This is a genomic window from Sphingopyxis macrogoltabida, from assembly GCF_001314325.1.
In the GTDB taxonomy this organism is placed as follows: domain Bacteria; phylum Pseudomonadota; class Alphaproteobacteria; order Sphingomonadales; family Sphingomonadaceae; genus Sphingopyxis; species Sphingopyxis macrogoltabida.
In genome coordinates this window covers 2,859,540-2,882,815 of record NZ_CP009429.1, presented here as the reverse complement: position 1 = coordinate 2,882,815, position 23,276 = coordinate 2,859,540, and the positions used below count along the sequence as shown (strand labels likewise).

Sequence of the window (23,276 nt, the reverse complement as noted above, 5' to 3'; positions counted from 1 at the left end):
CTCCGCCGCGCATAGCGGCACCTGCGAACTTCCACCTCGAAAGCCCGGCCATCGCGCCGGGCTTTCGCTTTTTCACGGAGATTGAAGATGCGAAAAGAAAATCAAGCAAACGCGCCGGCGATGCCGGTCCTCGTCGCGGGAGGTCATCATGGCTGACCGCGTCTCTATATCGTTCAAGCTCGGCGGCCATCTCACGCCCGAGACCTGGCTCGCACTCGCGGCGGTCATCGCGGGCGAGAGCCTTTCCATCGAATGGGACGGCCCCGCCTTCGAGTCTTCGCACCGTACCGTCGGCGAACCGCTCGAACTGTTTGCGAACGAAGTCGCCTGGGGAAAGGTCGAGCCGCTCGAAACCTTCTGCCAGGATCATGGCCTGCCTTACCGATTCTGGGCGGGCGGATTCTTCGCCGAATGGAGCGCAGAGCGGATCGTCTTCCGCGGCGAAGGCACGCCCGACAGCTTCATCGTCGACGAATCCGATCGCGTCCTGATCGATCGGCACGAAGTGGTCCGGCGCGGCAGCGTCGAGGGCATTCTCGGCTATTTCGACGAGGCCGAGTTCACCGTGCCGCCTCTCGTCATCGAAGGCGATCCCGACATTCCCGCCGAGGCGGACGGGCAGGAGACGGCGCATGGCTGACTATCATTCGCCAACGATCGTGCGCCCGGATATCCCGCGCGCCGCGATGACCTTGCTCGAGCATCGTCTCCTGATCGGGATGTTCAGCCACGAGGGAGGCGAGGACGAAGTCTATTTCTTCGCGGAGGACTATGTGAACGACCTTCTCCATCTCGACCTTGCCGAGGTGCATCAGCTGCTCGAGGTCGATCCCTTCCCAGACAGCTATGCCGTCACGGCGATCCGGGATCACCTGCGCAAGCTCGATCCGGCGGAGGGCGAGCTGGCCCTCGACATGTCGGTGATCGGCTATGAGGGCATCTTCCAGGACATCATCAAACGCTGCGATGCGCTCGATGATGTGGAGGTCGTTGCTGCCTGGACCTGCACCAAGATGCGGCCCGACGGCTTCGGCGGGATGGCGACGCTGATCACCGCCGATGCGATCAAGACGATGTCGACCGCTTCATTCCTCGACGAGGTTCGGAACCGACTGCGGCCCGAGGAGCTGGCCAACGCCTGACCCGTCCATCGTCCCGACCTGGCCCGGCCGCAGCGCCGGGCCTTTTCTTTTTCAGGAGATTGTCATGGCCGAGATTATCGAGACGACGGTCTACAGCCTCGAGGAACTGTCGGAGGAGGCAAAGGAGAAGGCGCGGGCGTGGTATCTTCAGGGCGCGTTTGACCACGACTGGTATTGGGCCGTCTATGAGGATTTCGAACGGATATGCGAGATTCTGGGCGTCGACCTCGCGACCGTGCCTGTTCGCCTCCACGGGGGCGGTACGCGGCGAAAGCCCTGCATCTGGTTCTCGGGCTTCGCGAGCCAGGGGGACGGTGCCTGCTTCGAGGGCGACTATAGCTACGCGAAGCGTTCCGACTCATTGATCCGCGCGTATGCGCCAAAGGATACTGAACTCCATCGGATTGCCGATGCACTGGCGGCGATCCAGTGGCCCAACTTTTTCCAGCTCAGAGCACGCATCAGTCACCGCGGCCGCTACTATCATGAGTATAGTATGGAAATCGGCGTCCAGCGGGACAGCCTCGGGTATCAGGATATGACCGCGACCGCGGAGGACGACCTCAGCGAGGCGCTGCGCGACCTCGCCCGCTGGCTCTACGGCAAGCTCGAGGACGAGAGCGACTATCTGAGCTCCGACGCGGTGGTCGACGAGGCGATTATCGCCAACGGCTACAGCTTCACCGAACAAGGGGAGCGGTTCGGATAGAGGAGAGACGGGCCGGGAAGGGATGAGCCACCGGGTCCGAGAGAGAGCGGCCGGCGGCTTGTTCCTGCCCGCTCTCCCGAGGAATTCCCGACATGCAAAGCCTCCCTTCGCGCGCGGCGTCAGCCGCGGCGCTCCATTCCGCGCCCGTTCCCTCCAGCCCCTTTGCAGCGCAGCTGCTTGCGGCGGGTGAGGCCATCCTTCCTCTGCTCGAAGCGGGCCATCCCTTCGACACGGCCGCGCTGCGCGCGGCTATGGCCGGTGCCTTCGGCGCAAGCGACGCCGAGGGCGCGTGGGACTGGAAAGCCGCCTATGACGCGTGCGAGGTCGCACAGATCCTCCTGCTCCGGCGCTACGGCGCCACGCCCGCGGTTCGCAAGCTCTCCGCGATCGCACAGCTCGCGATGTGGCAGCGTCTCGCGGGCCGCATTCCGACGCACACGCGCCGCTCCTCCGAGAGTCAGGCGATGCAGCAATTCTCGACGCCCCTGCCATTAGCCTTCGTTGCCGCCCACGCCGCCTCGATCCAGCCGGACGACACCGTCCTCGAGCCGTCGGCCGGGACCGGCATGCTCGCCATTCACGCCGAGCTCGCTGGCGCGCGCCTCGCGCTCAACGAGCTGGGCGAGTGCCGCGCCGATCTTCTCGATCTGCTGTTCGCGCCCTCGGCCGTGACACGTCACGACGCCGCGTCGATCGACGACAGGCTGGCTCCTGCCGTTCGTCCGAGCGTCATCCTCATGAACCCGCCCTTTTCGGCGGTTGCCAAGGTCGAGCGGACGATGCGCGATGCCGCTCTCCGGCATATCGGCTCGGCACTGTCGCGGCTGCAGGACGGCGGCCGCCTGGTCGCGATCGTTAGCGCGAACTGCTCGCCCGACGCGCCCGCATGGCGCGATGCGTTCGTGCGGCTGCAGGCGCTGGGGACGATCCTGTTCTCGGCGGCGATCGCCGGCAAAGTCTATGCGAAGCATGGCACGACGACGAGCACGCGCCTCCTCGTGATCGATAAGATGCCTGCCGCAGATGCTTCGGCGATCGCGCCGTCGCGCGGTGAGGCGGGCGACCTTGGGGCCTTGCTCCAATGGGTCCGTGCGGATGTGCCGCCCCGGACGCCTCCGGCACCTCCGGAGGCGCCGGCCCGTGAGGGTGTCGCGGCTACTACCGGAGCTCTGGTGCAGGCCGGGAACGGCGCGGCCCGGACGCTTTCGTCGTCTGCGGCCCCGGTCGCGGCGCCCGAACTCGGTTATGAATCTCGCGACTGGCAGGCGCCCGAAGGCCAACTCGCCGAGGCGATCTACGAGCCCTACGCGCTGCAGTCGCTCGCAATTCCGTCGTCGAAACCGCATCCGACCGCGCTCGTGCAATCCGCCGCGATGGCGTCGGTCGCGCCGCCGAAGCCATCCTATCGACCGCATCTTCCCGAGCATCTGATCGCCGACGGCGTGCTGTCAGACGCGCAGCTGGAATCGATCATTTATGCGGGCGAAGCCCATGCCGGGCATCTCTCGGGCGCGTGGACGGTCGACGAGACGTGGGACATGGTCACTGCCGCGAGCGAGGACAATGAGGCCGCCGTCCGCTTCCGCCGCGGCTGGTTCCTCGGTGACGGCACTGGTGCGGGCAAAGGTCGGCAGGTTGCTGGGATCATCCTCGACAATATGCTCAAGGGTCGGAAGCGCGCCGTGTGGCTGTCGATTTCCGACCGCCTGCTCGAAGACGCACAGCGCGACTGGTCGGCGCTGGGGCAAGAGCGACTCCTCGTGACGCCGCTGTCGCGCTATCGGCAGGGAAATCCTATCAAGCTCCCCGAGGGCATTCTCTTCACCACCTATGCAACGCTGCGGAGCCAGGGGCGTGAAGGCAGGGCCAGCCGCGTCGACCAGATCGTCGAATGGCTGGGACCCGACTTCGACGGGGTGATTATCTTCGATGAAGCCCATGCGATGGCGAATGCCGCCGGCGGGAAGGGCGATCGGGGCGACCAGAAGCCATCGCAGCAGGGGCGTGCCGGACTGAGGCTGCAGCACGCACTCCCCGATGCGCGCATCGTTTATGTCTCGGCAACCGGCGCGACCACCGTGCAGAACCTCGCCTATGCGCAGCGGCTCGGTCTTTGGGGCGGCAGCGATTTCCCGTTCGCGACGCGGAGCGAGTTCGTCGCGGCGATCGAGGACGGCGGGGTCGCCGCGATGGAAGTGCTCGCGCGCGACTTGAAGGCGCTCGGTCTCTACGCGGCCCGCTCGCTCTCATTCGACGGCGTCGAATATGAGCTGCTCGAACATGCGCTGACCGATGAGCAGCGCCGGATCTACGACAGCTATGCCGGCGCTTTCCAGGTCATCCACAACAATTTGGATGCCGCGATGGAGGCGTCCGGGGTGACGAGCAGTCTCCACGGGACGCTCAACACGCAGGCGAAATCGGCGGCGCGTTCGGCGTTCGAGAGCACGAAGCAGCGCTTCTTCAACCATCTCATCACCGCGATGCAGACGCCGGCGACGATCGCGAGCATCACTGCCGACCTCGATGCCGGCAATGCGGCGGTGGTGCAGATCGTCTCGACCGGCGAGGCCTTGCAGGAGCGGCGGCTCGCCGAGATCCCGACCGAGGAGTGGGGCGACGTGTCGGTCGACATCACGCCGCGCGAATATGTGTAATGTTGAGCTCAACATTACACGTATTCTTTGCAGTCGCAGTTTATGTCGAGCGTGGCGGCGGTAGGCGCAGGTTTCCTTCGGTTTTCCATGATTTCACTCCAGATAACTACGGTTCCGTCGACCTCAGCAAGTCGAAGGAGCCAACATGCGAACACGATCATCACTGCCGTTTCGGACTGCCCCGCTCCGGGTCGAAGATTCGCCCAGTCACGGCACTCTTCTCGCCGCATTTCTCTCCTCTCTGTCGCTCGACGAGAGGTCAGGCTGTGCGGTTCTGTATGGCGCGGCGGTCCGCCATTTCCTGCATTGGCTGGACCTGCACGAGATCGCGATCCGCACGATTGACGATCGGGCTGTCCGGCGGTTCGAGAAGCATCGGTGTCGGTGCCACCGGTATTCGGCGCAGCAAGCGCACTACAAGGCTGACCAAGCAGCAAGGGTCAGGCGCTTCGTCCGGTTCCTGGAAGATCAAGGCTACGTCGAAGTCGACGACGGGATCGACGATCTGCCACGGCACCTCGCTGACTATTCCGATGCGATCGATCGCCTGCAACTCGCCGAGGGACCCGCGCAGGCCTATCGGTCCGAGGCCGAGCATTTCATGGCCTGGCTTCGCATTACGCGACGCCAATGGATCGATATCGACGACACGATCATCGACCAGTACGCTGCGCATGATTGCCGATGCCCGGTATGGCGCAAGCGCGGCAAGCTGGTCGCCACGGGCACGAAGCGGCGGCGGCGATGCGCACGGCACTTCGTCGAGTTCCTGCGAGGCCGCGGTGTCATCCCATCGGTTGAACCGGTGGCTGACGATGACCCGCACATGTCGGCTTACCTCACGTGGCTCAAGCAACATCGCGGCGTCACCGATGAGACGATCCGGCGCTACCGGACCGATATCAGACGGCTCATGCCGATGCTGGGCGAGCCTTCGCAATGGGATGCCGCCGGACTCAGGAGCGCATTTCAACGACGAAGCAAGGAGACGCCGGGCTCGGCATCGCTGCTCGTCACGATAATGAGGAGCTACATCCGGTTTCTGGTCGTGCGTGGCGAGTGCCGGCCTGCATTGTTGCATGCAGTTCCATCAGTGCAGCGCTACCGCCTTTCGACGCTGCCGCGCCACGTCGACCCGGCAACGATCGAGAGGATCATTGCGGCCTGCCCGACAGATCGTCCGGTAGAAGTCCGGGACAAGGCCATCATTCTCCTGCTCGCCAGGCTCGGCCTGAGGGCTGCCGATGTTCAGGACATGCGTCTCGACGACATCGACTGGCGGTCCGGCCACCTGACGGTCAAGGGCAAGACGCGTCGACCGGACCGTCTGCCATTGCCGCAGGATGTCGGCGACGCGATCTTGGCATATCTTGCGGCAGCCCGCCCGGAGGCCGCCGAAGAGCATCTGTTCCTGCGTGCACAAGCACCGTTTCGGCCATTCCGCTCGTCCGCCGAGATCGCGGGCATCGTCGCTCGAACGCGCGACCGCGGTGGGATCGAAGGAGTGTCGACCGGGTCGCACATATTCCGGCATTCGCTTGCCACCAACCTGCTGCGCGCGGGCGCAGGCCTGGAGTCCGTTGGGACCATCCTGCGTCACAGCTCGCCTGAGACCACTGCCATCTACGCCAAGGTCGATCTGCCGATGCTCATGAAGATCGCGCAGCCATGGCCGGGAGAACCGTCATGCTGAACATGCACATTTCCAGATACGTCTCGCTCCATCGCAGCTTGGGACGGAAGTTCTCCGAACAGGAACGCTTGCTGCGCCAATACGCCGATTTCGCCGGCCGCGCCGGTGACCGGCACACCCAAGTGCAGCGCATTTACGACTGGTGCCACACGGCAAGCTCGCAGAACGTGGCCCGCCATAGGTTCGACGCCGTACGTAACTTCAGCCTTTTCGCTCATGCTGAAGATCCAGCTCACGAGGTTCCGCCTGCGGGCGTCTTCGGTCGGGGCAAGCGGCCACGCCCGACCCCGACCATCATCGAACCGGAACAGGTCCGGGCGATCATGACCGCGGTATTGGACGTTGCGCCCCAAGGCACGATCAGCCCGTACACGTATCATTATCTGTTCGGCCTGCTGGCGGCGACAGGTCTCCGGATTTCCGAGGCCCTCGCTCTTCAATGCAACGATCTGGTCGAGGATGGCCTGATCGTCCGCAACGGCAAGTTCGGCAAGCAGCGGCTGATTACCTTGCAGCCATCGACCCGTCAGGCGCTCGAAGCATATCTCGCCACCCGAGCAAGGCTTGGCGCCACGGGCAATGACCTGTTCGTGACCATTCGGGGGAGAGCACCACACAAGGTGCGCGCCCACGTGGTGTTCGTCAGGCTGGCCCGGCAGCTCGGATACCGCGGACCGACCGGAACGGCCGGGATGCGGTTACACGACCTGCGGCACACTTTCGCCGTGCGTTCCCTTGAGTCCTGTCCGCGCGACAGGGAAGCCATCGCACACCACATGGCCGGACTCAGCGTATATCTGGGGCATGCGTCGGTCGCCAACACCTATTGGTATCTCGAGGCCACTCCGGTGCTGCTGCGCGATATCGCTGTCGCCAGCGAGCAACTTTACCGGGGAGAAGCGGCATGACGGCACTCGCTCCGCACCTCTCGATCTACCTGCGTGAACATCTGCCGCGCGAACGTGCTGTCAGTCCGCACACGGTGAAGACCTATGCCAACTGCTTTGTCCTCCTGGTCCAGTTCGCTGCCGATCGGCTGAAGCGTCGGCCGACCGATCTCGAGATCGAGGATCTCGGCACCGACATGATCATGGCCTTCCTTGACCATGTCGAGAACGGTCGCGGCAGCTGTGTTCGGACCCGCAATGGCAGGCTCGCCGCGATCCGGTCCTTCTTCCGCTACATCGAGTATCGTATTCCGGCCTGCCTGGATCAGGCCCTTCGCGTCAGATCGATCCCTACCAAGAAGACCGACAAGGCGCTGATCGACTACCTCGACCGGGCAGAGATCAAGGCTTTGCTCGACGCCCCGGATCCCCGGACACGCCTTGGCACCCGCGATCGCGCAATGCTGCATCTGGCCTATGCTGGCGGGCTGAGGGTGTCGGAACTCGTAACGCTACAACTGCGCGATTTCCCGGACCGCTTCCTGTCCACCGTGCACATCATGGGCAAGGGACGGCGTGAACGGGTCCTCCCGCTCTGGAAGGAGACTCAGTTCGCATTGCGCGCGTGGCTTGCGATCCGCCCCGATGCGCAAGCTGCCGAGATATTCCTCAATGCCAGCGGGCAACCCATGACCCGCGACGGATTTGCGTTCCGTTTGGCGGAGCACGTCAAGCGCGCGGCAGAGAAGCAGCCGTCGATCCTTGGCAAGCGCGTAACACCGCACGTGCTGCGCCACTCCTGCGCAATGCACACGCTCGCGGCGACAGGGGACATTCGCAAAGTCGCATTGTGGCTCGGCCATGCCAGCATCCAGAGCACCGAGACCTATTTGCGCGCCGATCCCGAGGAGAAGCTGCAGATTCTCGCGGCGCACGGCGCTCCTGCCATCAAGCCCGGGCGCTTCAAGCCGCCATCCGATGCCCTGATCACGATGCTCACCGACGTTCGAAGGCGGGCCTAGCCCGTCTCCGGACAACCCCCTGGCACTCATATTATCTGGAGTGAAATCATGGAAAACCGAAGGAAACCTGCGCCTACCGCCGCCACGCTCGACATAAACTGCGACTGCAAAGAATATGTCCTCGACTATCTGGCGCACAGCTTTCCCGTGCAGCTCTATGAGCCTTGCGAGGACAGCGACGGCAATCTGTCGTCGCGGCCGGTGTTCGATGGCGATGGCAACCCGGTCGTCAACCGCGAGGCCGCTCGCCACCGCGACGCCATGATCGAAAAGCTCGCATCGCTGCCCCCAGTTCCGGGTGCGCTCGACCAGATCGTGCAGCATTTCGGGACCGAACAGGTTGCTGAGGTCACGGGGCGATCGCGGCGGATCGTGCCCGTCGGCGGGGAAGGGGAGCCGGTGCGCTTCGCGGTGCAGAACCGTCCGGGCAGCGCGAACCTCGGCGAGACGCATGCTTTCATGGATGACGAGAAGCGCATCCTCATCTTCTCTGAAGCCGGCGGGACCGGGCGATCCTATCATGCCGATCTTGGCGTGAAGAACCAGCGGCGGCGCATCCATTATCTGCTCGAGGCGGGCTGGAAGGCCGACACCGCGATCCAGGGCTTCGGGCGCACCAATCGCACCAACCAGAAGCAGCCCCCGCTCTTCCGTCCCGTCTCGACCGATGTGAAGGCGCAAAAGAGGTTCATCTCGACGATCGCGCGGCGGCTCGACACGCTGGGTGCAATCACGCGCGGGCAGCGGCAGACCGGCGGGCAGAATATGTTCCGTCCGCTCGACAATCTGGAATCGCACTATGCCCGCGATGCGCTCCGTCAGCTCTACGGCCTGCTCGCCGACGGCAAGGTCGATGGCTGCTCGCTGCTCACATTCGAAGCGGCGACGGGACTCTCGCTCCTCGACGATGGCGGTCTCAAAGATGAGCTTCCGCCGATCACCACCTTCCTTAACCGCATGCTCGCGCTGAAGATCGACCTGCAGAACATCCTGTTCGAGGTGTTCGAGGGTCTGTTGTCGCAGCGGATCGAGGGGGCAATCGCGTCTGGGACATATGAGATGGGTCTCGAAACGCTGCGTGCCGAAAGCTTCACGGTCGCCGCACGCGAGACGATTTACACCCATCCCGGAACCGGCGCGGTGACCCAGCTCCTCACGATCCAGCGCAAGGACCGGGTGTCTCCGATCAGCCTTGCCGATGCCCTAGAGGTCGCGGCCACGGGCATGGGCGTTCTCGTCTTGAACAGCCGATCTTGCCGGGCAGCAATGAAGTCGCGAGCGCGCAGCATCATCGATGACGATGGCGCGGTGCATCGGCGCATCCGTCTGCAGCGGCCGCTCGAGCGACTGCATATGCTCGCCGACGATTATGAGGGCACGAATTGGGAGAAGTGTTCCGAGGACAGTTTCGCTGCGGCGTGGACGAAGGAACTCGGCGAGCTTCCCGAGTTTGAGCATTCGACGCTGCACATGGTCGCGGGCCTGTTGCTGCCGATCTGGAAGCGGCTGCCGAAGGAGTCCACGCGAGTCTACCGGCTGCAGACCGATGCGGGCGAGCGGCTGATCGGTCGCAAGGTCTCTCCGGCATGGGCCGCAGCCGTGACAGGCGAGGCGCCGGCAAAGCTGCCGGTCGCCGACGCCTGGCGCATGGTGCAGTCGGGCGACGTCGTGCTGTCGCTCGCGGAGGGGCAAATAGTCCGTCGGGTGCGCGCGATGAACGACTGGCGCGTCGAGCTTACGGGCTTCAACGATCTCGGCGTCGAGCGGCTGAAGGCTATGGGCTTGATCTCCGAGATCGTCTCGTGGAAACTGAGGCTCTACGTGCCGGCAGGGGCTGCTGGCGCCGATGTGTTCGCTGCGCTCGTCGATCGGTTTCCGATTGTGCGGGTCGCCGATCGCAAGGCCGCCTGAAGGAGCCCCGCATGTCCAGTCCAGCATCCGAAGTTGCGCGCCGTCTCGGGGAGAATGCCGAGGCGGTGTGCCGTCGTTATCTCTCCAACGGGCGCCGCGAAGGCCATTACTGGATGGTCGGCGACATCAGCAATTCTCCGGGGCGAAGCCTCTATGTGCGGCTTGCTTCCAGTGCCAATGGCGGCGCCCCCGGGAAATGGACCGACGCTGCGAGCGGCGATCATGGCGATCTCCTCGACGTCATCGCCGCGAGCTGCGGCCATACGGCATTTCGTGAGACCCTCGAGGAAGCACGGCGGTTTCTAAGCATGCCGCCGCCGCCCGAGGCACCGCGAAACCCCGCACCCACAAAAGCTCCCACCGGGTCACCGGAGTCGGCGCGGCGGCTGCTGGCGGCGACCAAGCCATTGAAGGCCAGTCTCGGTGAGGCCTATCTTGTGGGACGATCGATCACCGAGCTCCTTCCGGATTATCCGCTGCGCTTTCATCCGCATTGCTTCTACCGGGCCTCGATCGACGATGCACCCGGAGGGCGACCGGCGTGGCCGGCGATGATCGCGGCGGTGACCGACCTCGCCGGGACGGTCATGGGCGTCCATCGGACCTGGCTCGACCCCGAAAGCGCCGACAAGGCGCCGATCGCCTATCCGCGACGCGCTATCGGGCATCTCCTCGGCAATGGCGTCCGTTTCGGGGCGTCGGGAACGGTCATGGCGGCAGGCGAGGGCATTGAGACCATCCTGTCCTTGCGTCAGGTCATGCCGGCCCTCCCGATGATCTCGGGGCTCTCGGGCGCGCATCTTGCCGCCATCACGTTTCCCGATATGCTGAAGCGGCTCTATGTCGCGCGCGACGATGATCCCGCCGGCGACGCTGCGCTGTCGACGCTCAGCGAGCGCGCGTCACGATGCGGCATCGACGTTTGGCCGCTCGAACCCCGGCATGGCGACTTCAACGGCGACCTCAGGACCGTGGGCCGCGCCGCGTTGGCGGCCTCGCTTCGCAGCCAGCTTGTTCCTTCCGATCGATTGAAGCTTCTCTGATCGCCTTGGACTGGCCGGAAGGGACAGGGGGCGGCAGGCGGTCGCGTATGCCACCCGCTGCCGGGCGCGCGCCCGGCCTTCGTTAGAGGGCGACTGCGGCAGGCGGAGCGGGACCGCAATGGCGGTCGCGCGGCTATTTTCCGCCGGGGCCTCGCGGCCCCTTTGCATCGCGAAACAAAATAGCCGCGCGCCCGCCATCCTCCGCTGCGCTCCGGTCGCGGCCTGCCGCGATGCGGGCCCACCCCGCATGCCGCGGGCCGTCGCCACGAAGGCCGCGCGAGGCGCGGCACAATCAGACGGAGATCCATCATGCACGGCGACGCCACCCCTCACGACCATCCAGCCGAACCCGGAACGACGGCCTATCTGCTTCAGGAAATGCAGCTCTTCGGTCATCGGCCCTTCGAGGATGAGCCCGACCCGAGACCGCTCCCCGATGCGCATCTTGCCAGGGGTGCAATCGCCGACATGTTCGATGCGCTAGCGGGGTGTCTCGTGGAGACCCGGATCGAGCCCGATCTCGACGACCTTCTCTGGAATCTCGTCAATATCTTCCACCGTGCCGGCGAGCGGGTCGAGCGGCAGCTCGACGACAATGAACAGACCCAGCGACGGCTCCAACGCGAGCAGGATGGCAGCGAGATCCGCTCGCTCGAACTCGAGCGGGCAACGCGCGAGGGCATCTCGCTTATCGAGCGGCGCGACGCGATGGAATTTTTCCGCGAGGCCGCCGCCGACCAATTCCGTCTGCTGTTGCGCAAGGCATGGTTGCCGCGCACGGGGTCACGAAGCAATCAAAAGGCCATGACGTCCGCGCTGATCGACAGCCGGGACTTTCTCGACGCGAGACTTCGCGCGAAGGCAGCCGCACTGCTTCCCGAAGGTACGCGCATCGCCTTCACCGGCGGTGCCGACCGAGGCGATCACCGGAAGATCTGGGATGTCCTCGACCGGGTGCGTGCGCGGCACAGCGACATGGTGCTGCTCCACGGCGCGACGCCGACCGGCGCCGAACGTGCCGCGGCCTGCTGGGCGGAAAGCCGAAGCGTGCCGCAGGTCGCATTCCGCCCGGACTGGGCAAAACACAAGAAGGCGGCACCGTTCAAGCGCAACGACGCGATGCTGGAAGCCTTCCCTGCGGGCGTCATCGTGTTTGCAGGCACGGGCATTCAGGACAATCTTGTCGACAAGGCGAAGAAGCTCGGGATCCCGGTGTGGGACCATCGCGGCAAACCGGGCTGAGCGCATGCGTGGCGGGCGCGCCGCCAAAACTATCCTCAATTTGGATGTTTCTGCGGAATATATTTGCAATATATCCGTCGCTTACACATTTTCACGTGCATCCGATCACTTTGACCAGCGGTGATGTCATCGCTTCGCCGGTGCCTAATTGAGTGGGCGCCGCCGGCGGGCTCTTGGCGAAGGAACAGTGCCAGATGTTCGGCTTGGCGACGTTCACCGGCATTGTCATGGATCATAATGTTCATTCTCGACGCCGCGAGCGAGCTCGCGATCGACGTGATGACGGTAAGGACCGAGGCGGGCCTGCTCGACCTCATGGGTGCTGCCGCCGCGCGTCTGGGCTGCGACTATTTTGCGCTTAGCCACCATGTCGATTTCCTGCTGTCGCCCCGACAGGGAATACGCGTTCACAATTATCCTGATAGCTGGGCAAGGCGCTTCGACGAGCAGCGCCTCGGTCCCTCCGATCCCATTCACCGCGCCAGCCAGCGCACGAGCGCCGCCTTTCTGTGGCAAGAGGCGCCGCGCTGGACGCCGGTTCGCGCGGGCGATGATCTCGTGCTTGGCGAAGCGCGCCGGCACGGCATCCGCGATGGACTTACAATTCCCTCACACGTGCCAGGCGAAGCGCACGGCTCGGTATCCTTTGCCTGGCACCGCGGCGGGCCGACGGTTCGCGATCTTCCCTTTGCCGGCATGTTCGGACCCTTCGCGTTCGAGGCTGCGCGCCAGATTGCGGGCCCTGTCCCCGAGGCGAACCGTCCGCGGCTCACCGACCGCCAGCGCGACATCGTCATCTGGGCGGCGCGCGGTAAATCCGACTGGGCGATCGGGCAGATTCTCGCGCTCCGTCCCGGGACCGTCGTCGAGCATCTCCGCAATGCCCGCGGCCGCTACGACGCGCCGAGCAGAACAGTACTCGCCATTCGGGCGCTCTGGGACGGAACGATCAGTTTCACCGATATTGCTGGCCGTTAGAGCCTTCGCGAAGCCTTCACGTAGGGAATCCAGATTTTGCAGGCCGCGGCTTTGCCGCGCGCCGAGCACTGCGCCGAGCTCCGTGCGCCGCGACTGCGACACCCCCATTTCTTGATATGGCGCCGCTCCGAAATGCGGTTCAATTGGTCTGTCTCTTTCACCCTGATCCGGAGAGACACCATGCTATTAGTCGTCGACCAGACCAACCGTGCCCGCGAACATGCGGTGCTCCGTTCGATGTTCGAGGCGCGTAAACGCGTCTTCATCGATCTTCTGAAATGGGACGTGCCCGTTCTCGCAGGGCGATTCGAGCTCGACCAGTTCGATGACGCTTACGCGACCTATCTCCTCGTCGCCGGACGCGACAATGCGCACCGCGCCTCGGCGCGGCTCCTTATGACGACGAGGCCATCGCTGCTCGGCAGCCTCTATCCGGCGCTCGTCGATGGCGAGATGCCCGAGGGCGACGATATCCTCGAGATCACCCGCTTCTGCCTGTCGCCGGACATCGGCGCTGCGATGCGGCGCGAGGCGCGCGACGCGCTCCTCATTGGGCTCGTCGACTTCGCGCTGTCGAACGGGATCTCCGCCTATGTCGGGGTCGCCGAGCTCGGCTGGTTCCGCAAGATCCAGACCTTCGGCTGGGACTGCCGGATGCTCGGTGCCCCGCAGGGCGCGGGCGAAGGAGCGCTGGTCGCCCTGCGGATCGATATCGATGCGCAGACATTGGGGCGGCTCGCGGCCGCAGGAATCCGGTCGGTGGCGGCGCCTGCCGCCGCGGCGGCCTGAGGACAATGACCATGACCAGGCATTCCAAAGTCGTTGCATCCCCGCTGGCCGATCTCAACGAGCGGGGCTTTGCGATCCTCCGCGGCGCTATGGCGCCCGACGCGATGATGGCGATCGATCGCGATCTCGACGCGCGTTTTCACGCCGCGCCCTTTTGCGAGGGCGGCTTCTATGGCGAGCGAACGAAACGGTTCGGGCGCCTGCTGCTGCGTGCGCCGCGCTCCGCCGAGCTGGTGATGCATCCTGCCGTTCTCGCTGCGGCAGAGGAGGCGCTCCTTCCCTGGTGCGAGCGCATGCAACTCAACCTGACCCAGGCGATCGAACTCCACCCCGGCGCGCTCGCCCAATTCCCGCACCGCGACCAGGAGATGTGGCAGGGCGTGACCGGCGAGGTCGAATATCTGGTGAACGTCATGTGGCCGCTCACGCCTTTCACAATCGAGAATGGTGCGACGCTCATCTGGCCCGGCAGTCATGGCGAGGAGGCGCTCATCGAGCAGCCGCCCGAGCCGCCGGTCGCTGCGATCGCCGAACCGGGCGACGCGATCATTTTCCTGGGCTCGACCCTGCATGGGGCGGGCGCGAACCGGAGCGATGCTGTTCGCCGCGCGATTATCGTCAGCTACTGTCTCGGCTGGCTGAAGCCATACGAGAATCAGTGGTTGGCATATCCGCCCTACATCGCATGCGATTTCCCGCCCGAGGTTGCCGCGCTCGTCGGCTACACGCAGCATCGGCCCAACCTTGGCAACTTCGAGGGCCAATGCCCATCGCTCCTGTTCGGCGGCTATCCCGAAGACCCGATCGCCGCGGTCGATGCGCTTCGGCCCGACCAGAATGCGCTGCTCGAGGAGTTTGTTGCGGGACAGCGCGAGAGCGGCGGGGCGGTAGTATCATGAGCCCGGGCGCAACGATGGAGCGGGTTTATCTCGACCTCAAGGCGCGGATCATCTCAGGGCAATATCCGCCGGGGACGCGGCTCGATCCGACGCAGCTCGCCAAGACACTCGATGCGAGCGCGACCCCGGTACGTGATGCGCTCCACCGGCTTTCGGGCGAGCGCATCGTGGAGAGCTGGCATCAGGAAGGGTTTCGCCAGCCTTCACTGGCCGAGGCCGATCTCTGCGATCTCTACGGGTGGGGAGGCTTGTTGCTCTCCCACGCGCTGAAGGGAAGGACGCCGCACCCGATGACCGGCGGTCTTTTCGAGCTGCCCGGGCACGCCGGCTACATGGAAGCGGTCGAGTCGCTGTTTCGCACGATCGCGATCGGCGCGCAGAATCGCGAGCTTCGCTACGCGCTCATCGCTAATATCGAGCGAAGTCAGATCTTCCGTGCAGCAGAAGCGCGCATCGACCCGGCATCCCGCGAGCTACTGGCGGCAATGGAAGAGGATTATCGCTTCGGCCGCTGGACCGGATTGCGGAGCAAAATCACAAGCTTCCATCGTCGCCGTGTCGCGCAGGCGGGGCGGATCGTTGCCGAGCTCAAGCCCCGGACCGAGCCACTCAGATAATATTCGGCATATTCGAAAATTATAAAATTCCTATCTGAAATCAGCGGCGTAGCTTTGGTAGTGCCGCAATTCCGCGGCAGCATGGCAAAGGAGAGCGATCATGGATCGTGAAACCAATGACATCGTCGAGCTCGGCAGCGTCAGCGTCGACACGGCGGGCGAAGACCGGGTCGGAATCGAATCCGGCGGCAAATATCAGCCGCTCGGCCTGACCCAGGACTGATCCGGGCGCCGGGGGTCGGTGTTGCCGGCTCCCGGCCTCGCTCTTCAAGCTTCACACAAGGATGCGATTATGGAACGCGAACTGCAAACGGACGATCTCGTCGAACTCGGCACAGTCAGCGGCGACACGGCCGGCGATTTCGGACTGCCGCTCGAATCCGGCGGCCGCATGACCCGCCCCGGTCTTGCCCAGGACTGAGCCTGCGTCCGGGAGCGGCAAGCGCCACTCCCGGAGGTAGCTCGTGCACCGATATGGAATGGCGATTGGCATCCGGCACGGGCTTCTGCGAAGTGGGCGGAGAACTGCTGTTTCTGGACCTGCGTCGCGACCGCTACCTCGCGCTTCGCGGCGAGGACCGCGTGACATTCGATCGCTTGCGCTCTGGCGCGACCGGCGATCAACGCGCAATGACGCGGCTCGCCGGCAGCGGTTTGATCGTCGCCGGGAATGGCGGGAGGGCGATCAGGGCAACGGAGATCATCGTCCCTGAGGAAGATCTCTCGGCCTGCTCCGCCCGGTCCGGCTCCGGATGGGGCACGGCCTTCGCGGCGGCGCGGGGCTTGATCTGGGCGCGCCTCGCAATGCGGCCCGCCCGGCTTGCGCGGACTGCAGAATATCTTGCCGCCGCCAAGGCGGACAGGGCGGGAGCCGGGAAGCAGAGCAAAGCCGAGGATCTGGCCGCGGGGTTTGCCGCGAGCCGCTGGCTGATTCCCGTCGCGCCGCGCTGCCTGGTCGATGCCCTCGCGCTCGACTGGCTTCTTCTTCGTGAGGGTGTCGCCGCGACCCTCGTCTTCGGAGTCAGGCTCAATCCCTTCAACGCGCATTGCTGGCTACAGACGGAGCGAGCCATATTGACAGGAACCGCCGCCGAAGCCCGAAACTTCACTCCCATATTGACGGTCGGATGAGGCGCCACATTCTCGCTGCGCTAGGAGCGCCGGCAAGCCGCGGCAGGGCTGCGGGCGTAGCGAGACGCTGCGGTCTCGCGCCGCTCCATGAAGGCGGGTCGTTGCATCTCTATTGCTCGCCGGACCTGCCCAGCCGGAGTCTGGAAGACGGCTCGATCGTGGTAGGCGATTGCTTTGCCCCCTGCGGATCCGGTCCCGGCCGTCCGGATGAAGGTTGGGGAAATTACCTCGCTTTCGGCGCCTCGGGCCGTTCCGCGACGATCGAGAGAGCGCCGCTGACCGGGTTGCCGCTCTACTGGACCAGGCAAGACGAGGGGGTTCTCTGCTCGACGAGCCTGGAGATCCTCTCCGAGCTCGGATGCGGTCTTGCGGTTGACGAAGCGTTTGTCGGGAACAGTCTCGCCTATCCCAATCTGCGCACCGAGCGCACCGGCGTCTCGGGTTTGAACGAGTTGCTCTCAGGCAGCCGGCTTGGTTGGACAGGCACATCGGCCACGACGACCGAGGCATGGTCGCCCTGGAATTACATCGCTCCCCAGCCGGCAGTTTCCGTCGATGACCTTGCGCGGCAGTTGGAGGCGGTGATCATCGACTGCACACGGGCTTGGTGCGCGGGTCGGCCCGAAATCCTGCTGGAACTTTCCGGGGGCCTCGACTCCTCCATCGTCGCGGCGGCGCTCGACGCCGCAGGCGCGGACTTTTCCGCGATCAATTTTGCCACTGCGGCCGCAGACGGAGACGAGCGCGGCTTCGCGGCTGCAGTTTCCGCGCAATTCGGTCGTGAACTGCTCGAAGTGCTCAACGACGAAGCAACGATCGATCTGGTCGGGATGCCGAACACCGTGCGCCCGCGTCCCGGAGCCTATGGCGTGCTTGGCGGGCTCGATCTCGCGTTTGAACAAGCCGTGGGCGCCAGGTCAGTTGCGATTTTCGGAGGAATCGGAGGCGACAATGTCTTCGACTTCGACACGTCGGTTGCCCCGGTCATCGACGCGTTGCAGGCGTGCGGCGTATCCGGGACGAGTTTTGCTGCGCTCCGAAATGTTGCCCAAGCAAGCGAGGCAACCCTCTGGCAGGCGGCGCGGCTTTCGTGGCGTGCATGGCGCGACGGTCCGCGATCCCCTTGGGTGCGTGAAACGCAATTCTGTCGGAACGAGGCGATGCCAGAGCAGCCGCTTCCCCATCCTTGGGACGATGCCCCTGAGATCACGCCGCGCGGGAAGCGCAAGCATGTCGCGGCGATCCGCCGGATCCTCGACTTTCTCGATCGACCCGAGCGCTGGACAGGCCGCGACGTCATTGCCCCGCTGCTATCGCAGCCCGTCGTCGAACTATGCCTCTCTATTCCGAGCTGGACATGGTTCACCGGCGGGCGCGACCGGGCGATTGCGCGGCAGGCCTTTGCGCGGCGCCTGCCGGCGTCGATCATATGGCGCAAGGGCAAGGGACGGCTCGAGAGCGCCTGCAGCGCTGCCTATTTGCGGCAGCGGCCCGCACTTCGCGGCCTGTTGCTCGACGGCCGACTGGCCGCACTCGGTTTTCTCAACCGCGCCGCAATTGAAGCCTATCTTGCCCGCGACGGCATCTCTGGCGATCACGATTACTTCCGGTTGCTCGAGATTGCGGATATCGAACGTTGGCTCCGTTCGCTGGAGAGTGCGTCGCGTGCGGCACGGATGGCGGCCCAGCGCTGATACTGCGCTGCCTTTTTGGGATCGGGGTCGCTCTCGTCCTTCAGCCAGTAGCGAAACCAGTCGAGATTGCGGTTGTAGGCTGCCAGCCTCTGTCGAGGCTCCACCTTGATATGCGGCGCGAGCGGGAAAATGTGTGTCTCGCCGATCTCGGCAGTCGCGACCTTCGAAATCAGTTCGATGGTCTGCCGTGCCTCATGTTCTGGAAGCTGTAACAACAGGGGCGCTTCGAGCTTGTCGAGATTCGACGCAGCAGACATTCGCCGCCACCCGTCGGGATCATCATCGGGTGACCCGACGCCGAAGTATTGCTCAAGATTCGCGGTGAACATCTCGCGCCCGGGCCGCGCGTTGAACCAATAATAGGCGGGACCCATCTGCAGCGAGGCGATCGAGGCCGCGCGGAGCATGTCGCTATGGGTCGCGATCCACATCGTCACTTCGCTCCCGAAGCTGAGACCGCCCATTCCGACGCGATTGCGATCGGCGATCCCCCGGCGATCGAGCTCGTCGATCGCTGCACGAACCGCGGCCATCGCGAGCCCGTATCGATCTTCCGCCTTCGCGCCGCCCGGGAGCGCGTTGATGCAGAGCGCCGCAATTCCGCTGGCGGCAAGTGCGCGCAGTGGCCATTCATCCCCCAGTCCGCCGCGCGGATAGCCCGCGCATCGATAATAGGTGACGAAGAGCGGCAGCCGTCCGGGGATCTTCGGGCGGATAAGTATGCCCGACGCACGGCTGCCGCTCACCTGCCAAGCGACGGTTTCGGCAAGGAGCCCGTCGTCGCCAGGATAACCATTGGGTGATGCGATGATCGTCTTGCGCCCGTTGAAGCCGATGCGAACGAGGCGAGGGGCGATCGAGGGTGCGGCTTCGACACAGAAAACGGCGTCCGGGACGGGAGCGCAGGCTGTGCTTTCCAGCCGGTTGCCCGCGAGCAAGCCTTCGCCGGACGCCAATTTCCGGACATTGCCGGTCTCTGGCGACCAAATATAAAGCGTCTGCCGATAGGCGCCGTCCCGGAGGGCCATTACGATCCTGCCACCCAGGGCCCCGATCCACGAGGAGAGGCGTAGCGTGGCGTCGGCGCATGCCGGACCTGCGATGCACGCGCCAGCAGCCTCGAGGGCGGCAGCCGGAGCGGCAGGAAGTTCCAGGGTCGGTCGATCGGCCAGCGCCGAAATTTCTCCCTTGGACAGCGGGCGCTCCTCGCCTGTGTCTAACTTCCATGTTCGCAGGATAGGTGGGCGCTCGCCGAGGAGGGGTGCGCGGTTGAACCAGTCGCCGGTGAAACGCTGGGTCGCGTGGCGACCGTTCACGATCCCGCCCCGGAAGAGGGGAGCGGCAAGGTCGGTGCGGCCATCGACCAAAATTCCGGCCTCGCGTTCACGCTCCTCGGCGCGCATCGTTTCTGCGCGCGAGGGGAGCTGCCTGACGACCAGCGTGCCGTCGGGAAGAAGCGCGAAATTCTCGACATCGCCATCGGCGACAATCGCTGGGGAAAAGCCAGAGCCGTCGATAGCGCTTCTCCAGAGGCCGACCCGCTCGTCGACCAGCGCACGGACGACGATCGAACGGCTGTCCGGCGTCCAGCCGATTTCGCCGGGAAGAATGCTGCCCGCGTCATTAGATAGCGCGGTGCCCAGCTGCCCCAGCGAACGGGGGCTTGTCCTGCCGTCGGCGGCGACGATGAACCATTCGGCGTCGATCCGGTTGTCTGCTGTAGAAGGTCGTTCGACGCGATAGGCGAGCCATCTTCCATCAGGAGAAGCTGCCAGCCCCGAGATATCGGCGATCTCGGCGATCTCGCGCGGCGTCACCTGGCTGGCCGCAGGCGACGCCGCGGCCAGCAGGGCGAGCGACAGGGCGTACCGCCCTACCACCGAATGACCGCCTGGATCGCCATCGAGCGGCCGATCGGGCTCGCCTTTTCAGGATCGTAGGCGAGCGCCGAGGTATTGCTCCGGTTGAAGACGAGCGGTGGATCCTTGTCGAACAGATTGAGGACACTGAGGCCCAGCGACAAACCGCGACCATTATCGTCGCCGCCGATTTTCTGGCTGACATTCAGATCGACCGTCGTCCACGAGGGAACGCGTTGCACGGGGTTCGCGGTCTGATTCCAGTAACCGTCGATATAGTTGACGAAACCGCCGACGGAAAAGCCGTCCTTCGACCAGCCGAGGCGACCGCGAAGACGCCATTGGGCCGGATTGGCATAGGTTCCGACGACATCGACCGCCGGTGCCCCGGGCGTGAGCTGGCGTCGGATCGAGAAGATATGCGTTCCCCCCAAGCCGAATTCCAGCGTGCCGCCGGCGAATTCGGGCGCGTAGCCGAGGTCGAAGTCGAGCCCCTTCTGCTGCTCGCGCGAAAGGTTGCGGATCTGGCCGTCGAGAATGGCGACGATGTCGGTCGGCGCCGCACCTACGACGTTGAAGAAGGTCGGCGCATCGAAATAGCTCTGGACCAGAGCGAGCGGAGGGTTGTCCTGGATCACGCCTGCGAACAGGTCTCGGTTGGCGAGGAAGCGGGTATAATCCTCGCTCGCCGTCCCGATCCGCCCCTTATAATCGACCTCATAATAGGTAAGCGTGGCCTTGAGCCCAGGGATGGAAGGCGGCGCGACGTCGAACCCGGCTGTCCAGGTCGTTGCCTTCTCGGGGCCGATGCCGGGCGCATAGCCGAACAATGCCAGCACCGTCGATACGCCGGTCGGCGAAGCCGGATCGGGCACCTGCTCCGCCGTGTACAGCGAGATCGCGGGGCCGACGAGCTCGTCGAATGCCGGGGCGCGGAAGGATGTGCCATAGCTGCCGCGGAGTGCGATGCCGGCAACAGGCTCCCAGCGAACACCGAATTTCGGGTTCGCGGTCCGGCCGACATCGCTGTAATCCTCGAGGCGTCCGGCCAGCGTGAGGTCGAGGCGCCGGAAACCGGGAACTGCATTGTCCGGTCCGAATATTGGCACCAGAAGCTCCGCATAGGTCGAGCGGACATGGCGCGGCCCAGGAAAATATTCGAAATCGTCGATCGAGGGCGCGAGTGCGCTGATGTCATTGATCGACACCGTATCATAGCGCTCGCGTCGATACTCCGCGCCGATCGCGAGGCGCACATCGCCGCCGGGCAGCCGCAGCAACGGTCCATCGGCGCGGAGCGCGGCGGACCAGCTCTCGAAATCGTCGACCGAGGAAAAGCTGCCGCGGATGCGGTCGACAGTCGCCGGGTTGTTGGCGGTGCCATTGCCGAAGATATTGAAGGCCGTCGCAGGGTCGGTGTCGGCCAGCGCAGCCGCCAATCGTGCGCGGTTGGGGACATTGAGGCGGTCGAGCGTGCTCTTCTGTGTGCCGAACGCGCCGCCCAGCTGAATGCGCCATCGGCCGACCTCCTGTTCCAGTCCCGCCGAGGCCGTAAGACCACGCGACTTGCCGGTGTCGATCTGCGGACCGAGGTCATTCACATAGCTGTAGGTGACCGTCACTGGCTGATTGGTGCCAATCGGATCGACATAGAATGGGTTGGTTACCGGCACTCGCGCGGCCTGCAGATAGTCGCTCTTGGCCACCTTCCTGAAGCGACGTTGGGCAGCGAGAATATTGGCGCGGAGCGTAAGACCATCAGTGATCGCGATCTCGCCTGCCGCGTAGAGGCTATGCGTGCGCTGGTGAGGAAGAATATCGCTCGCTTGCCGCTGGTCGCGCTTGTTCTGGACCCCGGGGAGCAGCGCCGACGCGGCGAGTGCGCGGCCATCCTGTCCTTGCGGGATGCCGAAGCGCTGGCCGTTGGCCGCGGTGATTGTCCCCGGTGCAGCATAGAGCGATCGATAATCCGGTCCGCCGAACGGCCGTAGGTCCTCGGTGAAGAAATCGCGCTTTGAGCCGGGGAGGGCGCTGCGGTCGGAAAACTGATAGGCGAGGACGAGGCGTCCACCGCCCCAGTGCTTGCCAAAAACCTGGCCGACCTGGATTTCACCCATGTCGCCATCCGCCGTTCCCGCCCGCACCAGCGTCTCGGCGCCTTCGAAGCGAGTGCGCATCCGGATATTGACCACGCCCGCGACGGCGTCCGCGCCGTAGATGGCCGAGGCGCCATCGGTGAGCACCTCGACCCGGTCGATCGCATTGACCGGGATCAGCGAAATGTCGGCGAAGACGCCGCCGATCCCGCCGATGGCTGGCCGGGCGCCATCGATCAGCACGAGCGTGGAAGAGGTTCCGAGCCCGCGCAGGTTGATGCTCGATCCGGCGCTGCTGTCATTGCCGCCGCCGTTGCGCGTCGTCGTTCCCGAGACCGTCTCGTTGGGTCCACCGCCAAAGGCTTGCGGCAACGACTGAAGCATCTGCTGGACCGTGCCATAGCCGGCCTTCTCGATCGCGGCACGATCGAGGGTAACGACCGGCGAGCCGATCGGCCCGGCGCCGCGGATGCGCGAGCCCGTGACGATGATCGCATCGCCGTCCGCGTCAATCGAAGCGAGGTCCGCCCCCGCATCGCCGTTTCCCTCGCGGATCACGAGCGCCCCATCGACGACTTCGGCGATCAGGCCGGTGCCGGAAAGCAGGCGGGTGAGGGCGGCGTCGGGGGTGAGGCGGCCTTGTGCTCGGCCGCTGCGCTTGCCTTCGGTCAGGTTACCCGAATGAATCACCTCGCGGCCCGACACTTCCGAATATTTGCGCAGCGCATCGCTGAGCCGCTGTGGAGCAATGTCGTAGCTCCGCTGGTCGGTTTGTGCCTGCGCCATAGGCGCGTAGAGTACGGCCGGCGCCGCGGTCGAGGCCAGCATCGCGGCCAGATATTTCCTTCGCATTCTTACCCTCCCGGTTGCGGCCGTGATGGCCGTCCGGGGGGGCAAAATGCCGGGG

Annotated in this window: 20 protein-coding genes and 1 pseudogene; 18 read left to right on the top strand and 3 right to left on the bottom strand. The window is 64.9% G+C overall.

Translation table 11 applies throughout. The annotated features are described in order from the left end of the window. Positions 1–148 precede the first annotated feature (148 nt). The 10 genes and pseudogenes from LH19_RS14100 to LH19_RS14055 all read left to right on the top strand — a co-directional run bounded on the left by LH19_RS14100 (position 149) and on the right by LH19_RS14055 (position 12,306). Positions 149–640, top strand: a complete 492-nt coding sequence (locus LH19_RS14100; RefSeq protein ID WP_054729079.1) for a hypothetical protein — start codon at positions 149–151, stop codon at positions 638–640. Further along, positions 633–1,142: a hypothetical protein gene (locus LH19_RS14095; RefSeq protein WP_054729076.1), complete on the top strand. Its 510-nt coding sequence runs from the start codon at positions 633–635 to the stop codon at positions 1,140–1,142. Before LH19_RS14100 ends, LH19_RS14095 begins: the two co-directional genes overlap by 8 nt. Before the next feature lie 64 nt (positions 1,143–1,206). Then, positions 1,207–1,851: a hypothetical protein gene (locus LH19_RS14090; protein WP_054729073.1), complete on the top strand. Its 645-nt coding sequence runs from the start codon at positions 1,207–1,209 to the stop codon at positions 1,849–1,851. A 92-nt stretch (positions 1,852–1,943) separates the two neighbouring features. Next, complete coding sequence (locus LH19_RS14085; RefSeq protein ID WP_082395717.1) at positions 1,944–4,508, top strand: strawberry notch-like NTP hydrolase domain-containing protein; 2,565 nt, start codon at positions 1,944–1,946, stop codon at positions 4,506–4,508. 145 nt (positions 4,509–4,653) lie between these two features. Beyond that, positions 4,654–6,201 (top strand): tyrosine-type recombinase/integrase, encoded by a 1,548-nt coding sequence (locus LH19_RS14080; RefSeq protein WP_054725389.1) that lies wholly within the window; start codon positions 4,654–4,656, stop codon positions 6,199–6,201. Then, positions 6,195–7,109: a tyrosine-type recombinase/integrase gene (locus LH19_RS14075; RefSeq protein ID WP_030540399.1), complete on the top strand. Its 915-nt coding sequence runs from the start codon at positions 6,195–6,197 to the stop codon at positions 7,107–7,109. The genes LH19_RS14080 and LH19_RS14075 overlap by 7 nt, the downstream gene beginning before the upstream one ends. After that, entirely contained in the window at positions 7,106–8,110 is a 1,005-nt protein-coding gene (locus tag LH19_RS14070; protein WP_030540398.1) for a tyrosine-type recombinase/integrase, read from the top strand. The genes LH19_RS14075 and LH19_RS14070 overlap by 4 nt, the downstream gene beginning before the upstream one ends. 48 nt (positions 8,111–8,158) lie before the next feature. Further along, a pseudogene (locus LH19_RS14065) lies at positions 8,159–10,021 on the top strand (strawberry notch C-terminal domain-containing protein); the annotation flags it as partial. An 11-nt stretch (positions 10,022–10,032) separates the two neighbouring features. Next, positions 10,033–11,064 (top strand): DUF7146 domain-containing protein, encoded by a 1,032-nt coding sequence (locus LH19_RS14060; protein WP_054729070.1) that lies wholly within the window; start codon positions 10,033–10,035, stop codon positions 11,062–11,064. Positions 11,065–11,373: 309 nt separating this feature from the next. Then, entirely contained in the window at positions 11,374–12,306 is a 933-nt protein-coding gene (locus LH19_RS14055) for a DUF2493 domain-containing protein (protein ID WP_054729067.1), read from the top strand. A 91-nt stretch (positions 12,307–12,397) separates the two neighbouring features. On the opposite strand, the gene LH19_RS29050 is transcribed toward LH19_RS14055, so the two are convergent. Beyond that, positions 12,398–12,535, bottom strand: a complete 138-nt coding sequence (locus tag LH19_RS29050) for a hypothetical protein (protein WP_158514430.1) — start codon at positions 12,533–12,535, stop codon at positions 12,398–12,400. A gap of 8 nt (positions 12,536–12,543) precedes the next feature. On the opposite strand from LH19_RS29050, the gene LH19_RS14050 reads away from it, so the two are divergent. The 8 genes from LH19_RS14050 (at position 12,544) to LH19_RS28060 (ending at position 18,414) form a co-directional block, all read left to right on the top strand. Further along, on the top strand, positions 12,544–13,284 hold the full coding sequence (locus tag LH19_RS14050; RefSeq protein WP_054729064.1) for a LuxR family transcriptional regulator: 741 nt from the start codon (positions 12,544–12,546) through the stop codon (positions 13,282–13,284). A 180-nt stretch (positions 13,285–13,464) separates the two neighbouring features. Further along, positions 13,465–14,073 (top strand): acyl-homoserine-lactone synthase, encoded by a 609-nt coding sequence (locus LH19_RS14045; RefSeq protein WP_054729061.1) that lies wholly within the window; start codon positions 13,465–13,467, stop codon positions 14,071–14,073. An 11-nt stretch (positions 14,074–14,084) separates the two neighbouring features. Further along, positions 14,085–14,972: a phytanoyl-CoA dioxygenase family protein gene (locus LH19_RS14040; protein ID WP_054729058.1), complete on the top strand. Its 888-nt coding sequence runs from the start codon at positions 14,085–14,087 to the stop codon at positions 14,970–14,972. Then, the gene (locus LH19_RS14035; RefSeq protein ID WP_158514429.1) at positions 14,969–15,589 is read left to right on the top strand and encodes a GntR family transcriptional regulator; all 621 of its coding nucleotides are present in this window, start codon (positions 14,969–14,971) and stop codon (positions 15,587–15,589) included. Before LH19_RS14040 ends, LH19_RS14035 begins: the two co-directional genes overlap by 4 nt. Positions 15,590–15,689: 100 nt before the next feature. Continuing rightward, complete coding sequence (locus LH19_RS29650) at positions 15,690–15,812, top strand: hypothetical protein (RefSeq protein WP_257720431.1); 123 nt, start codon at positions 15,690–15,692, stop codon at positions 15,810–15,812. A gap of 69 nt (positions 15,813–15,881) precedes the next feature. Further along, a complete protein-coding gene (locus LH19_RS28695) occupies positions 15,882–16,010 on the top strand; it encodes a benenodin family lasso peptide (protein WP_145923460.1) in 129 nt (42 codons plus the stop codon). A gap of 65 nt (positions 16,011–16,075) precedes the next feature. After that, positions 16,076–16,720 carry a lasso peptide biosynthesis B2 protein gene (locus tag LH19_RS14030; protein WP_054729052.1) on the top strand — a complete coding sequence of 215 codons (645 nt, stop codon included), beginning with the start codon at positions 16,076–16,078 and terminating at the stop codon, positions 16,718–16,720. A 101-nt stretch (positions 16,721–16,821) separates the two neighbouring features. After that, a complete protein-coding gene (locus tag LH19_RS28060) occupies positions 16,822–18,414 on the top strand; it encodes an asparagine synthase (RefSeq protein ID WP_167346280.1) in 1,593 nt (530 codons plus the stop codon). Here LH19_RS28060 and LH19_RS14025 read toward each other — a convergent pair. After that, on the bottom strand, positions 18,321–20,294 hold the full coding sequence (locus LH19_RS14025) for an Atxe2 family lasso peptide isopeptidase (RefSeq protein ID WP_054729048.1): 1,974 nt from the start codon (positions 20,292–20,294) through the stop codon (positions 18,321–18,323). The genes LH19_RS28060 and LH19_RS14025 overlap by 94 nt on opposite strands. Then, positions 20,288–23,221: a TonB-dependent receptor gene (locus tag LH19_RS14020; protein WP_158514428.1), complete on the bottom strand. Its 2,934-nt coding sequence runs from the start codon at positions 23,219–23,221 to the stop codon at positions 20,288–20,290. Before LH19_RS14020 ends, LH19_RS14025 begins: the two co-directional genes overlap by 7 nt. Positions 23,222–23,276: the final 55 nt, after the last annotated feature.